The sequence below is a fragment of the Mycobacterium palustre genome, from assembly GCF_002101785.1.
GTDB lineage: Bacteria > Actinomycetota > Actinomycetes > Mycobacteriales > Mycobacteriaceae > Mycobacterium > Mycobacterium palustre.
On record NZ_LQPJ01000102.1, the window covers coordinates 23727 to 36284 of the forward strand.

The 12558-nt window shown below is 67.8% G+C and carries 14 protein-coding genes and 1 pseudogene; 9 read left to right on the top strand and 6 right to left on the bottom strand.

Going from position 1 to position 12558, the window contains the following annotated elements; all coding sequences use genetic code 11:
• The first annotated feature begins 26 nt into the window (after positions 1–26).
• Both AWC19_RS13855 and AWC19_RS13860 read left to right on the top strand, forming a co-directional pair.
• Positions 27–761 carry an enoyl-CoA hydratase gene (locus tag AWC19_RS13855; RefSeq protein WP_085078753.1) on the top strand — a complete coding sequence of 245 codons (735 nt, stop codon included), beginning with the start codon at positions 27–29 and terminating at the stop codon, positions 759–761.
• 5 nt (positions 762–766) lie between these two features.
• Complete coding sequence (locus tag AWC19_RS13860) at positions 767–1885, top strand: MBL fold metallo-hydrolase (protein ID WP_142281162.1); 1119 nt, start codon at positions 767–769, stop codon at positions 1883–1885.
• Here AWC19_RS13860 and AWC19_RS13865 read toward each other — a convergent pair.
• Entirely contained in the window at positions 1863–2513 is a 651-nt protein-coding gene (locus tag AWC19_RS13865; protein ID WP_085078638.1) for a hypothetical protein, read from the bottom strand. The genes AWC19_RS13860 and AWC19_RS13865 overlap by 23 nt on opposite strands.
• Before the next feature lie 126 nt (positions 2514–2639).
• On the opposite strand from AWC19_RS13865, the gene AWC19_RS13870 reads away from it, so the two are divergent.
• From AWC19_RS13870 to AWC19_RS13895, 6 genes are all read left to right on the top strand, one after another.
• The gene (locus tag AWC19_RS13870) at positions 2640–4214 is read left to right on the top strand and encodes a serine hydrolase (protein WP_085078639.1); all 1575 of its coding nucleotides are present in this window, start codon (positions 2640–2642) and stop codon (positions 4212–4214) included.
• Positions 4211–6613, top strand: a complete 2403-nt coding sequence (locus tag AWC19_RS13875; protein WP_085078640.1) for a cation-translocating P-type ATPase — start codon at positions 4211–4213, stop codon at positions 6611–6613. Before AWC19_RS13870 ends, AWC19_RS13875 begins: the two co-directional genes overlap by 4 nt.
• 35 nt (positions 6614–6648) lie before the next feature.
• On the top strand, positions 6649–6846 hold the full coding sequence (locus tag AWC19_RS13880; RefSeq protein WP_085078755.1) for an antitoxin: 198 nt from the start codon (positions 6649–6651) through the stop codon (positions 6844–6846).
• A gap of 4 nt (positions 6847–6850) precedes the next feature.
• Complete coding sequence (locus AWC19_RS13885; RefSeq protein ID WP_085078641.1) at positions 6851–7324, top strand: type II toxin-antitoxin system Rv0910 family toxin; 474 nt, start codon at positions 6851–6853, stop codon at positions 7322–7324.
• 95 nt (positions 7325–7419) lie between these two features.
• Positions 7420–8193, top strand: a complete 774-nt coding sequence (locus AWC19_RS13890) for a VOC family protein (RefSeq protein ID WP_085078756.1) — start codon at positions 7420–7422, stop codon at positions 8191–8193.
• Positions 8194–8248: 55 nt separating this feature from the next.
• Entirely contained in the window at positions 8249–8677 is a 429-nt protein-coding gene (locus AWC19_RS13895) for a hypothetical protein (protein ID WP_085078642.1), read from the top strand.
• A 32-nt stretch (positions 8678–8709) separates the two neighbouring features.
• Here AWC19_RS13895 and AWC19_RS30610 read toward each other — a convergent pair whose 3' ends face one another.
• Positions 8710–9252, bottom strand: a complete 543-nt coding sequence (locus AWC19_RS30610; protein ID WP_342743794.1) for a helix-turn-helix transcriptional regulator — start codon at positions 9250–9252, stop codon at positions 8710–8712.
• A 311-nt stretch (positions 9253–9563) separates the two neighbouring features.
• Positions 9564–9833 (bottom strand): annotated as a pseudogene (locus AWC19_RS13905) (NAD(P)-dependent oxidoreductase); the annotation flags it as partial.
• Between the two features lie 215 nt (positions 9834–10048).
• On the opposite strand from AWC19_RS13905, the gene AWC19_RS29660 reads away from it, so the two are divergent.
• The gene (locus tag AWC19_RS29660) at positions 10049–10192 is read left to right on the top strand and encodes a hypothetical protein (RefSeq protein WP_158090868.1); all 144 of its coding nucleotides are present in this window, start codon (positions 10049–10051) and stop codon (positions 10190–10192) included.
• A 72-nt stretch (positions 10193–10264) separates the two neighbouring features.
• Here the strand turns inward: AWC19_RS29660 and AWC19_RS13910 are convergent, their stop codons facing one another.
• From AWC19_RS13910 to AWC19_RS13920, 3 genes are read right to left on the bottom strand one after another with little or no spacing between them, the layout of a single operon-like run.
• A complete protein-coding gene (locus tag AWC19_RS13910) occupies positions 10265–10723 on the bottom strand; it encodes a VOC family protein (protein ID WP_245848963.1) in 459 nt (152 codons plus the stop codon).
• A gap of 20 nt (positions 10724–10743) precedes the next feature.
• Complete coding sequence (locus AWC19_RS13915) at positions 10744–12258, bottom strand: carotenoid oxygenase family protein (RefSeq protein ID WP_085078645.1); 1515 nt, start codon at positions 12256–12258, stop codon at positions 10744–10746.
• Positions 12259–12262: 4 nt separating this feature from the next.
• Positions 12263–12460, bottom strand: a complete 198-nt coding sequence (locus tag AWC19_RS13920) for a hypothetical protein (RefSeq protein ID WP_085078646.1) — start codon at positions 12458–12460, stop codon at positions 12263–12265.
• Positions 12461–12558: the final 98 nt, after the last annotated feature.

Below are 12558 nucleotides of genomic sequence, written 5' to 3' on the forward strand. Positions count from 1 at the left end.
CGATGAGGCTATATATGGTGGGTTTCATGATCGGTGTCACCCAGGCTGAAGCCGTCATGACCATCGAGCTGCAGCGCCCGGAGCGCCGCAACGCGCTCAACTCCCAGCTCGTCGACGAGCTGCGGGAGGCCATCGCCAAGGCCGGCGACGACGGGTCGACGCGCGTGATCGTGCTGACCGGTCAGGGGACCGTGTTCTGCGCGGGCGCGGACCTGAGCGGTGACGCGTTCGCCGCCGACTATCCCGACCGGCTCATCGAGCTGCACAAGGTCATGGACGCAGCGCCCATCCCGGTGATCGGTGCCATCAACGGCCCCGCCATCGGCGCCGGCCTGCAGCTGGCCATGCAATGCGACCTGCGGGTCGCCGCCCCGGACGCGTTCTTCCAGTTTCCGACGTCGAAATACGGCTTGGCCCTTGATAACTGGAGCATCCGTCGGCTGTCCTCGCTGGTCGGCCACGGCCGGGCCCGGGCCATGCTGCTGACCGCGGAGAAGCTGAGCGCCGACGCGGCGCTGCAGACCGGAATGGCCAACCGCATCGGCACGCTGGCCGACGCCCAGGCCTGGGCCGCGGAGGTCGCCGGCCTGGCGCCGCTGGCGATCCAACACGCCAAGCGGGTGCTCAACGACGACGGCGCCATCGAAGAGGCCTGGCCGGTGCACAAGGAGCTGTTCGACAAGGCCTGGGCCAGCCAGGACGTCATCGAAGCGCAAATCGCCCGCATCGAGAAGCGGCCGCCGAGGTTCCAGGGGGCCTGAGGGTCATGCTGCGCGGGGCGCTGCGACTGGCCGCCGGGACGGCCTCGCTCACCGCGGGCGGCTGGTTGGTGCGCGCGCTGCACGGAGCGCCGGCCGCCCTGGGCGCGTCGCCCGCGTCGATCCGCGCGGTGGTCCAGGGATCGCCGCACTACTCCGACGGCGCGTTCGTCAACCTCGAGCCCGCCTCGGTCTACAAGATGGACCGCGAGCAACTGCGGCTCATCCTGTGGGAATTAGCGGGCAATCGCGGCGGCAGCCGGCCCTCGGGGCCGATCCCGTTGGCCGCGCCGCAAATCTTCGACGTCGATCCGGGCCGGCTCGCCGTCAGTTGGTTCGGCCATTCGACGGCGCTGCTGGAGATCGACGGTTATCGCGTGCTCACCGATCCGGTGTGGAGCGACCGGTGCTCGCCGTCGGATGTCGTCGGGCCGCAGCGGCTGCATCCGCCGCCGTTGCAGCTGGAGGGGCTGCCCGCCGTCGATGCCGTGGTGATCAGTCACGACCACTACGACCACCTCGACATCGACACCGTGATGGCGCTGGCCGTCACCCAGCGGGCGCCGTTCTTTGTGCCGCTGGGTGTCGGTGCCCACTTGCGCGCGTGGGGGATTCCCGAGCAGCGCATCATCGAGCTGGACTGGCATCAGGGCGCAAAGCTCGACCAGCTGACCGTGGTTTGCGTTCCGGCACGCCACTTTTCGGGCCGCTTCCTGGACCGCAACAACACGCTGTGGGCGTCGTGGGCGTTCGTCGGTCCCCGCAATCGCGCGTACTTCGGCGGCGACACCGGCTACACCAAGAGCTTTTCAAAGATCGGCGACGACCACGGGCCCTTCGACCTGACGCTGTTGCCCATCGGCGCCTACAACACGGCGTGGCCGGATGTCCACATGAACCCCGAGGAGGCGGTTCGGGCACATCTGGACGTCACCGACTCGGGCTCGGGCTTGCTGGTGCCGATCCACTGGGGCACCTTCCGGCTGGCGCCCCATCCGTGGGCAGAACCGGTGGAACGCCTGCTATCGGCGGCCGAGCCCGCGGGAGTCGACGTGGCCGTACCTATGCCCGGTCAGCGCATCGATCCCGCCGCGCCGCGCCGATTCAATCCGTGGTGGCGGTTGTGAATTCTCGTCGCGTGTACACCGACACGCGGTCGCGCTGACCCCACCACCGCACCGGCCGGCGGGAGTCGACTTCGGCCCATTGGGTCTCGAGTATCGAATGCATGCGATCGTCGCCGGTGCCTCCGCCGCGGCCCTCGCCGACAAAGATGACCCGTTTCCCTTTGTAGGCCAACAATGTTCGGGCGCCCACGTCCCGGCCGTGCGGCGGCCACGAGAGCAACAGCGTCCGGTCGGGATGCAGCGCGGCCGCTTCGGCGCAGTCCTTCGCGCGGATTTCGACATAGACGTCGTCGCCGTGCCACCCGTTGGTGGTCAGCGCCGTACCGGGGTTGAGGTCGTAGCACACGACGTCCACGCCGAGCTGGCCGAGCAGGTAGGCCCAGTACCCGGTGCCCGCGATCGGATCGACCAGGCCGCCGTGCGCGTGCCCGGCCACAAACGCCACGGTGTCGGGGTCCGGAATGGTCCAGCAATACTTCCTGACCAGCAACTGCCGATTCGGTGTCCGGGCCATGCTCTCTTCCACGGACCGGTCCAGCCGGAACTCGCCGACCACGGGATTGCCGCGGAAACTGTCGGGCTCCACGCAATCCTTGACCGCATCCCAAAAAGGATTGTCGATGGTCATGTGCCATACACCCTCGTCAGCCGTCCCCCAGTTTTGACTGTGACGCCATCTGATGTCGATCGGAAGTCTTGGACGTAAATCGATTGTTATCCCGGGCGCGCATCGTCGTCGCGCTAAAGTGCGGCCATGACGAGGCGCGCGGCGACCATCGCAGTCGTGGCTTTGCTCGCGTTGGCGGCATGCGCGCCGGCCCCACCGATGTCCGGTCCGCCGCCGGCCGGCGCACCGCCCAACGAGGCGTCGGGCCTGACGATCCCCGCCGGTCGCATCGACGAGGCCATCGCCAAGGTCGACGGGCTGGTCACCGACTTGATGAAGTCCACCGGCGTTCCGGGAATGGCCGTCGCCATCGTTCACGGCGGAAAGACAGTGTATGCCAAGGGGTTTGGCGTCAAGGATGCCAGCAAAGGCGGCGGACAGGACAACAAGGTCGACGCCGACACGGTGTTCCAGCTGGCGTCGGTGTCCAAATCGGTCGGCGCGACGGTGGTAGCGCACGAAGTCAGCCAGAACGTCATCAACTGGGACGCACCCGTGGTGTCCAAGCTGCCCTGGTTTGCGCTGAGCGATCCCTATGTCACCGGCCACGTCACCATCGCGGACCTGTATTCGCACCGGTCCGGGCTTCCCGACCACGCCGGTGACAAGCTGGAGGATCTGGGCTACGACCGCCGCCAGACGCTCGAACGGCTGAAGTACCTGCCGCTGGCGTCCTTCCGAAACAGCTACGCCTACACCAACTTCGGGGTGACCGCCGCTGCCGAAGCGGTCGCGGCGGCCGCGGGCAAGCCGTGGGAGGACCTGTCCGACGAGGTGTTGTACCGCCCGCTGGGGATGGCGGCCACGAGTTCGCGCTTCGCCGACTTCATCGCCCGGCCCGACCACGCCGTCAACCACGTCAAGGTGGGGGATAGGTGGGAGCTGCGCTTTCAGCGCGATCCGGATCCGCAGACACCCGCGGGTGGGGTGAGTTCGTCGGTCAACGACATGGCGCGCTGGCTGATCATGCTGCTGGCCAACGGGACCTACCACGGACAGCGCATCGCGTCGCCGGAAGCGCTGCTGCCCGCGACCACCGCTCAGGTCGTCTCGGTCCCCGCGACGACACCCAAGGCGCGTTCCGGCTTTTACGGTTACGGTTTCAACGTCTCGGTGACCTCCTCGGGACGCACCGAGTACAGCCATTCGGGGGCCTTCGCGTTGGGTGCGGCGACGAACTTCGTGGTGATGCCGTCGGAGGACGTCGGCATCGTCGCACTGACCAACGCCGCACCCATCGGCGTGCCGGAGACGCTGACCGCCGAATTCATCGATCTCGTGCAGTACGGCCAGATCCGGGAAAACTGGGCGGACCTCTATAAGCAGGCGATCGGCTGGATGAACAACCCGGAGGGGTCGCTGGTCGGCAAGCAGCCCCCGCCCAGCCCCGCACCGGCCCGGGCGCTCAGCGACTACGCCGGCGTGTATGCCAACGACTACTGGGGACCGGCCGTCGTCGCCGAACGCGACGGCGCGCTGCAGCTGTCGCTCGGACCGAAGAACCGCACCTTCACCTTGGCGCACTGGGACGGTGACACCTTCACGTTCCCGGTGACGGACGAAAACGCCCCGCCGGGAACGCTTTCCAAAGCTAGCTTCGACGCCGACACGCTGAACCTCGAGTACTTCGACACCGAAAAGCTCGGGACATTCAGGCGATGACCCTCGCCAACACGACGGGACTCACCGACGCCGAGGTGGCACAGCGGCTGGCCGACGGCGAGGGCAACGCCGTCCCGGAACGCGCTACCCGCAGCATCGCCGCGATCGTGCGGGCCAACGTCTTCACCCGCATCAACGCGATCCTGGGCGTGCTGCTGGCGATCGTGCTGGCGACGGGCTCGGTGATCAACGGGCTCTTCGGCCTGCTCATCGTCGCCAACAGCGTCATCGGCATGGTCCAGGAGATCCGAGCCAAGCAGACGCTGGACAGACTGGCGATCATCGGGCAGGCGAAACCTATGGTGCGCAGGCAATCCGGAACCCGCGCCGTAGCGCCGAGCGAGGTGGTGCTCGACGACATCATCGAGCTCGGCCCGGGCGACCAGGTGGTGGTCGACGGTCAGATCGTCGAGCAAGAGAACCTCGAGATCGACGAATCGCTGCTGACCGGTGAGGCGGACCCCGTCGCCAAGGCCCCCGGCGACACGGTGATGTCGGGGAGCTTCGTGGTCGCCGGTATCGGCGCCTACCGCGCCACCCGCGTCGGCCGACAGGCCTACGCCGCCAAGCTGGCGGAGGAGGCCAGCAAGTTCACCCTGGTGAAATCCGAACTGCGCAACGGCATTAACCGGATCCTGCAGCTGGTCACGTACCTATTGGTGCCCGCCGGCCTGCTAACCATCTACACCCAGTTCTTCGCCACCCACGCGGGGTGGCGGCAGGCCGTCCTGCGGACGGTCGGCGCGCTGGTGCCCATGGTGCCCGAAGGGCTCGTCCTGCTGACGTCGGTCGCGTTCGCGGTCGGGGTCGTGAGGCTGGGGCGACGCCAATGCCTCGTGCAGGAACTGCCCGCCATCGAGGGGCTGGCCCGCGTCGACGTGGTGTGCGCCGACAAGACCGGCACCCTGACCGAAAGCGGGATGCGGGTTTCAGACGTCGAGCAACTGGCCACGCCGTCCGAGAACGTGGGCGACGTGCTGGCCGCGCTGGCCGCCGCCGACCCGCGACCCAATGCCAGCATGCGGGCGATCGCCGAAAGATACTACCGGGCGCCGGGCTGGATTGCCACCGCCACAGCGCCTTTCAAGTCCGCCACCAAGTGGAGCGGGATGTCCTTCGGCGACCACGGCGACTGGGTGATCGGCGCGCCCGACGTGCTGCTCGAGCCGGGTTCGGCCGCGGCGGAGCGGGCCGAGCGGGTCGGGGCCGAGGGGTTGCGGGTGCTGCTGTTGGGCGCGGCGGAGGTGGTCGTGGATCACCCGCGAGCGCCGGGCCGGGTCTCGCCGGTCGCTCTCGTGGTGCTCGAGCAGAGGGTACGGCCCGACGCCCGGGAGACGCTGGAGTACTTTGCGGCGCAGGGTGTTTCGGTCAAGGTGGTTTCCGGCGACAACGCGGTGTCGGTGGCGGCGGTGGCCGGCAAGCTGGGCTTGCGCGGCGACACGATGGACGCGCGGCGACTCCCGTCCGAGGCGGCCGACCTGGCCGACGCGCTGGACTCCCACACCACCTTTGGCCGGGTGCGGCCCGACCAGAAGCGCGCCATCGTGCACGCCCTGCAGTCGCACGGGCACGCCGTGGCGATGACGGGCGACGGCGTCAACGACGTGCTTGCCCTCAAGGATGCCGACATCGGCGTCGCGATGGGCGCGGGCAGCCCCGCGTCGCGCGCGGTGGCCGACATCGTCTTGCTCGACAACAGGTTCGCCACCTTGCCCTATGTCGTCGGAGAGGGCCGACGAGTGATCGGCAACATCGAACGCGTCGCCAACCTGTTCTTGACCAAGACCGTCTACTCGGTGCTGCTGGCGCTGTTCGTCGGCATCGAATGCCTGTTAGCCAGGCCGCTTAAGGCCGACCCCTTGCTCTATCCGTTCCAGCCGATCCACGTCACCATCGCGGCGTGGTTCACCATCGGGATCCCGTCGTTCATCTTGTCGCTGGCGCCCAACAACGAACGTGCCCAGCCCGGCTTTGTGCGCCGGGTGCTGACGTCCGCGCTGCCGTCCGGGTTGATCGTCGGCGTCGCCACGTTCGTCTCCTATCTGCTGGCCTACCGCGGCCGCCACGCGACCTTCCAGCAGCAGGACCAGGCGTCGACGCCGGCGCTGATCACATTGCTGGTGAGTGCGCTGTGGGTGCTGGCGGTGGCGGCGCGGCCCTACCAGTGGTGGCGGGTGGCGCTGGTGCTCTCCTCGGCCCTGGCCTACCTGGTGATTTTCAGCATCCCGCTGGCCCGCGAGAAGTTCCTGCTCGACCCGTCGGACGTGGCGGTGACGTCGACCGCGCTCGGCGTCGGGGTGCTCGGCGCCGCGGCGATCGAGGCGTCATGGTGGGTCAGGGCCCGGATGCTGGGGGTGCGGCCGCGCCTGTGGCGCGAGCCGGTGCCGGCCGCCAAGTAGGATTTGCGGGGGTCCTCGGGGAAGGAATGGCAAACATGGGATTCCTGGACAAGGCCAAAGACCTGTTGTCGCAGAACGCCGACAAGGTCGAGACGGCGATCGACAAGGCCGGCGAGTTCGTCGACGGCAAGACGCAGGGCAAATACTCCGACACGATCCACAAGGTGCAGGAAGGGGCGAAGAAGGCGGCCGAATCCGCGGCGTCCCCTCCCAAAGACGACCAGCAGAACTGAGCACATGGCGAAACTTTCCGGATCCATCGACGTACCGTTGCCGCCCGAGGTGGCCTGGAAGCATGCCTCCGACCTGTCCAGGTACAAGGAGTGGCTGACCATACACCGGGTGTGGCGCAGCAAGCTGCCCGACGACATCGAGAAGGGGACCGTCGTCGAGTCCATCGTCGAGGTCAAGGGCATGTACAACCGGATCAAGTGGACGGTGGTGCGCTACAAGCCGCCGGAAGGCATGACGCTCAACGGCGACGGCGTCGGCGGGGTCAAGGTCAAGCTCTTGGCCAAGGTTCAGCCGGCGGGCGAGGGCTCCGTCGTCAGCTTCGACGTGCACCTCGGCGGGCCGGCGCTGTTCGGGCCGATCGGCATGATCGTCGCGGCCGCGCTGCGCAGCGACATCAACGAGTCGCTGCAAAACTTCGTCACGGTCTTCACCCGGCCCGACCCGAGCTCGAACGGCGCCGGCGGCGTCCGGCGCTGACCGCTGGGGCCGATGAGTTTTTCCCTCGGCGCCGGTCAGCATCGGTGAACCCCGCTGAATTCCACTGTGGGGCCAGAAACACCGAGGAGGTCACCATGCCCATCCGTGATCGCGCGCCGCTGGGCGCGCCCTGTTGGATCGATCTGACGACATCGGACATCGACCGTGCCCGACAGTTCTACGGCACGGTCTTCGGCTGGACGTTCGAGTCGGCCGGGCCCGACTACGGCGGATACGTCAACGCCGCCAAGGACGGCCAGTCCGTGGCGGGCCTGATGCCCAACCGGCCCGAGGCCGGAGGCCCCGACAACTGGGCCACCTACTTTCACACCTCCGACGTCGACGCCACCGTAGCCGCGGCGACGGCCGCGGGCGGCTCGGTGTGCATGGGACCGATGGAGATACCGGCGAAGGGCCACATGTGCCTCGGGACCGACCCGTCGGGCGCATTCTTCGGGCTGTGGCAGCCGCTTGAGCACCGCGGCTTCCAGGTGATCGGCGAGGCCGGCGCCCCGGTGTGGCACCAGCTGACCACGCGCGACTACCGCGGCGCGCTCGACTTCTACCGCGAGGTCCTCGGCTGGCGCACCGAGCAGGTTTCTGACACCGACGAATTTCGTTACACCACTGCATCGTTCGACGGGGAGCAGCTGCTCGGCGTGATGGATGGAGCCGGCTGCCTGCCCGACGGCGTCCCGTCGAACTGGTCGATCTTCTTCGGAGCCGAGGACGTCGACAAGACGCTGCGGGTGATCGCCGACAACGGCGGCGCCGTGGTGCGCGACGCCGAGGACACCCCCTATGGCCGGCTCGCCGCGGCGACCGACCCCACGGGCGTCGTGTTCAACCTGTCGTCGCTGCAAAGCTAGCCGGGCCGGGCGAAGATCCCGCGGGGGCGGGTGCGAGTCGGCTAATCTCGCAACCGTGACTCGCCGGCTGCGCCCTGGGTGGCTGGTGGCATTGTTCGCCCTGCTCGTGTCGGCCAGCGCCTGGATGCCGTGGCTGACGACGGCGGTCAACGGCGGCGGCTGGGCCAGCGCCGTTGGCGGCACCCATGGCAACCTGGAGCTGCCGCCCGGGTTCGGGGCCGGTCAGCTGATCGTGTTGTTGTCCTCCATGCTGCTGGTGGCCGGCGCGATGGTCGGTCGCGGCCTGTCCGTGCGGCTGGCTTCGGTTGCTGGGCTTGTTATTTCGTTACTCATCGCGGCGCTTACGGTGTGGTATTACAAACTCAACGTCAACCCGCCGGTGTCGGCGCAATACGGCCTGTATGTCGGCGCCGTGGGCGCGATCGGCGCGGTGCTGTGCTCGATTGTGGCGGTGATCGCGGCGTTGGCCTCGGGTCGGCACTGACCGATAACAGACGCGATATCGACGTGACGCGTCTAGCACTCCAGCGTGTCACGCCCCGGTGCCGCGCGTAGCGCGGAGATCGCGTCGCGCAGTGCCGCGCGGGTGGTGATTCCCAACTTCGGATAGATGCGGTAGAGGTGGCCGCCGACGGTTCGCGGCGTGAGATAAAGTTGCGCGCCGATCTCCTTGTTCGACAGGCCTCCGGCGGCGAGTTCGGCGATGGTCCACTCCTGCGGCGTGAGGGAAGGCGTCACCTCGTGGCCGTCCAACTTGTCGCGGGCCGCGCGCAATTCGTTTCGTGCGCGCACAGCCCACGGGCGCGCCCCGATGGACTCGAACGTTGCCAGGGCTGCGTGCAGCACGGCTCTGGCTTCCTCGATGCGCATGTCGCGGCGCAGCCGGGCGCCGTAGGCCAGCTGCACCCGCGCATGGTCGAAGGGCCATGACGCGGCATCCACGGAACTCAACGCGTTCTTGAATGTCGTTAGAGCTTGCGGTGTTTGGTCGACCAGGGCGGCGCCACCGGTCAGTAGGCCCAGGCGCGGCGATACTTTTGCCAAGTTCGATTCCTGCATCGCCGCCGCGTGTGCCGCCGCCGCATCGCGCCGACCCGTGCGCAGCGCCGATTCCACCAGATCATAGGCAACCCAGAGCGCCTCGGGCGCATAGCGTTCGAGCGTTCCCGGCGCACTGAGGGTGGTCGCGTGCCGGTACGCACTCTCCCAATCCTCCAGCGCCTGGGCGATCAGCGTGCGGGCGTGGCGGGCGAGTCGGTTAGTGCCGAAAGCCTCGCGCGACAAGGCCGAGCGTTCGAGGCCAGATGCCCGCTTGCCGGCTTCCGTCACATCCCCGCGCACCGCGGCCAGTAGCGCCTCGGCGTAGACGTCGTCCGCCACGGGTGGTCCTTCGTGGGCGGTTGCGGGAACCACACGTCGCCGGCGTAGCCGGCGAGCTGGCCGCTTTCGAGCGCCGCGACAATGGCCCGCTGGTCGGTCTCTTCGGCGCGGGCGGTATTGACGATGTAGGAGCCACGCCGCATCGACTTGAGCAGCTTCTCGTTGAACATGCCGTGGGTCTGCGAAATCAGCGGCGAATGGATCGACACCACGTCGACCGACCGCGCCAACGAGTCCACGTCGGGGTGGTAGGTCGCCCCGTTGATCAACCGTGGCCGCGCCTTCGAAGGGCTGACGCCGAATCGGGTCGACGTCCTGAGTCATTTGACCTGTGACAGCCGGCCGCCCGGGGCGCGGTGACGCAGGAGTCAAATGACTCATGACGCCGACCCGGTCGTTGTGTTGTCCTGGGCAGAGCCGAGTTGTAGCGACGAAAGAACGTGCCCGCCATCCGGTTTGACGCACTGCTGGCCCGGTGTTGCCGGCAGAGGCGCGCTGCCTGGTGCTCACCCCGACGGACGACGGGGGAATCCTGATCTACGCGCGGGAAACCCACCATGGCGCCGTGTCCGGGTGGCTGCGGCCGATGCTGGCGCCAAGGATGCGCGAAATGCATTGACGCTGGGTCGACGGCCTGTCCCGCATCGCCGAGAGCGGACAGCGGCCGTAACCGCGTGCGGCACTGACGGTTTCACGCCGACGGGAATTCGTGTTTGCCGTTGCCGACGCTTTCCTCGGGTTCGTTGACGCCGAACACGAAGGGCGCGAACACGACTTCGCGTCCGTCCGGGTCGCGGTAGGTGACCGCTCCCGTCGCTCGCCAGTACGGGTGCTGCTCGGCGGGCGGTATGCTCGCCGCCTGAAGGCGCGCGATCGCTGCTTGCTGCGCCCGCTCGTTGGGGAAGTAGAGGCACAGCTGCTCGTGTTCGTCTACGGCGACGGGTTCGGTCGACTCGACGATCTCCAGCGTCAGGTTCCAGCTGGGCAGGCCGAAGATGGCGCCGTTGCTGCCATAGCTGCCCTCGAACGTCTCGAAGAGCGGCAGCCCCACCAACTCGCGGTAAAACCGCACCGTCTCCGCGAAATTGGAGGACCGGCGGGCGAAGCGCAGGCCGCCGATCGAGGCCAGCTGCGGGGGCCAGTGTGTCATACGACGGCGATGCGGCATCGTCACAGTCCAATCGCGCCGGCCGCCGATTCGGCGGTGTGCCAGCGCCGCAGCTGCGCGCCGGGCGCCCACGTCGAATGGGTTCCGCTGGAAATGCGTTCGGGGAGTTGGAGCTTGCAGACGGGGCCGTCGGCGATCCGCGCGGCGTCGAAGACCAGACAATACGATGCGTCGGCGTTCATGTCGGTAATCAGGGTGACCAGGTAGCCGTCGTCTTCGCCGCGGCCACCCGCTCGCGGTGCCATCGCGGTCTCGCTTCCGTAGACGCCCTCTCCGAAGGAGACGCCCTCGTGGTCGCCGGTGTGCAGGTCGTGTTTGACCAGCCCGTCGAACAGGAACCAGCCGGGTTTACCGGTGGCGGCGTAGGTGTACCGGTAGTCGCGTGCGGCGTAGTCGGGATTGATGGTTCCGAACTCGGTGATGGCCTCCGACAGCCGCTCTTCGGTCACCGCGCCGGTGGCCAGGTTGAAGCGCCACCGATGCAGCCTGGCCTGCAGCCGGTCCAGCGCCAGGAACCGAAACAGCTTGTCCCACTTACTCCGTCGCGTATCCAGCGGTTGGGGGTCGCCTTCGAAGAAGCCGTCGAGCACGATCTCGTCGCCGTCCTCGTAGGCGTTGACGAAATGCAGCACGAACGTCGGATCCGCCTCGAACCAGCGGATGTCGGCGGTCGATCCCCGGCGCGGGAGCACGGCGAAGCGCGACGGGATATCGGGATAGAACCGCGGCAGGTGCACGTCGTGCTCGAGCAGCCGCGGGTCCCAGAACAGCGGGAAATCGTTGAGGATAACGTAGTTTTCGGTGAACGCCATGTCGTGCGGCAGCCGTGGCCCCGGCAGCGGGATGTCCACATAGTGAGCCAGCTCGTTGCTCTGGTCGACCACGCCGTAGCGCATGTAGGGCTCTTGCTTGCTGTAGTTGAAGAACAACAGCTCGCCGCTCGTGTTGTCGACCTTGGGGTGCGCCGACACACCCCAGTCGGCCGGGAAGCGTCCGTTCCAGGTTTCCTTGCCCAAGGTGTCGGCCGAGTAGGGATCGAGCCGGTACAGGTCGCCGCACTGGTAGAAGCTGGTCAGCGCGATACCCCGGTGGACGATCACGTCGGTGCTCGACGCGTCCTTCATCAGGGTGCGCGCGCCCCAGCCGTCTTCCCGTTTGGCCAGCTGCACGGGCTCGGCCAGGCCCGGCCACAGCGGCTCGCCGGCGTCGTTCTCCGCCAGGAAGCCCTCCGTCCGTACAAAGCGGTTGCGGTAGAAGGCCGTTCCGTCGCGGAAGCCCACGACGTGCACCATGCCGTCGCCGTCGAACGGGTGATAGGTCCGCAGCACCGGGTGCAGCGGGTTTTCGGTGTTCCGCAAATAGACGCCGTCCAGGTCGCGTGGGATTTCTCCCGCCACGGCGGTGAGGTCGTCGGCGTCCCATTCGGCGGTCTGGGGCCGCCACGGCCCGGTCCGGTAGGGGTGGTCGTCGTCCTCGGGCAGGGTGGACAGGAACTTGCCGACGATCTCAACGTGCATGTCACTAACCTCGTTCGACAACGAAACCGATCGTCTTGGCGGTGCTGCCGCCGAAGCTGAGGGTGTTGAGGCTGACCGGCTTGGCAGCGTCCGGCAACAGGCGCGCGCCGGGGCCGCAGTCGCGCGCCGCGAACCCGTCCAGGTCGCCGAGGGTATCGCTTTGGTAGCCGCTGAGTATCCACACTTTCGCCGTGCGGTCCATACGCCGCACGGTACTCCTGGACGGCGCGCGCGTTCGTCCATATCCGCAAGGAGGGGATTGGCGAGGGCGGCCCCGTCGGCTCTCGGGCTGAACCGACG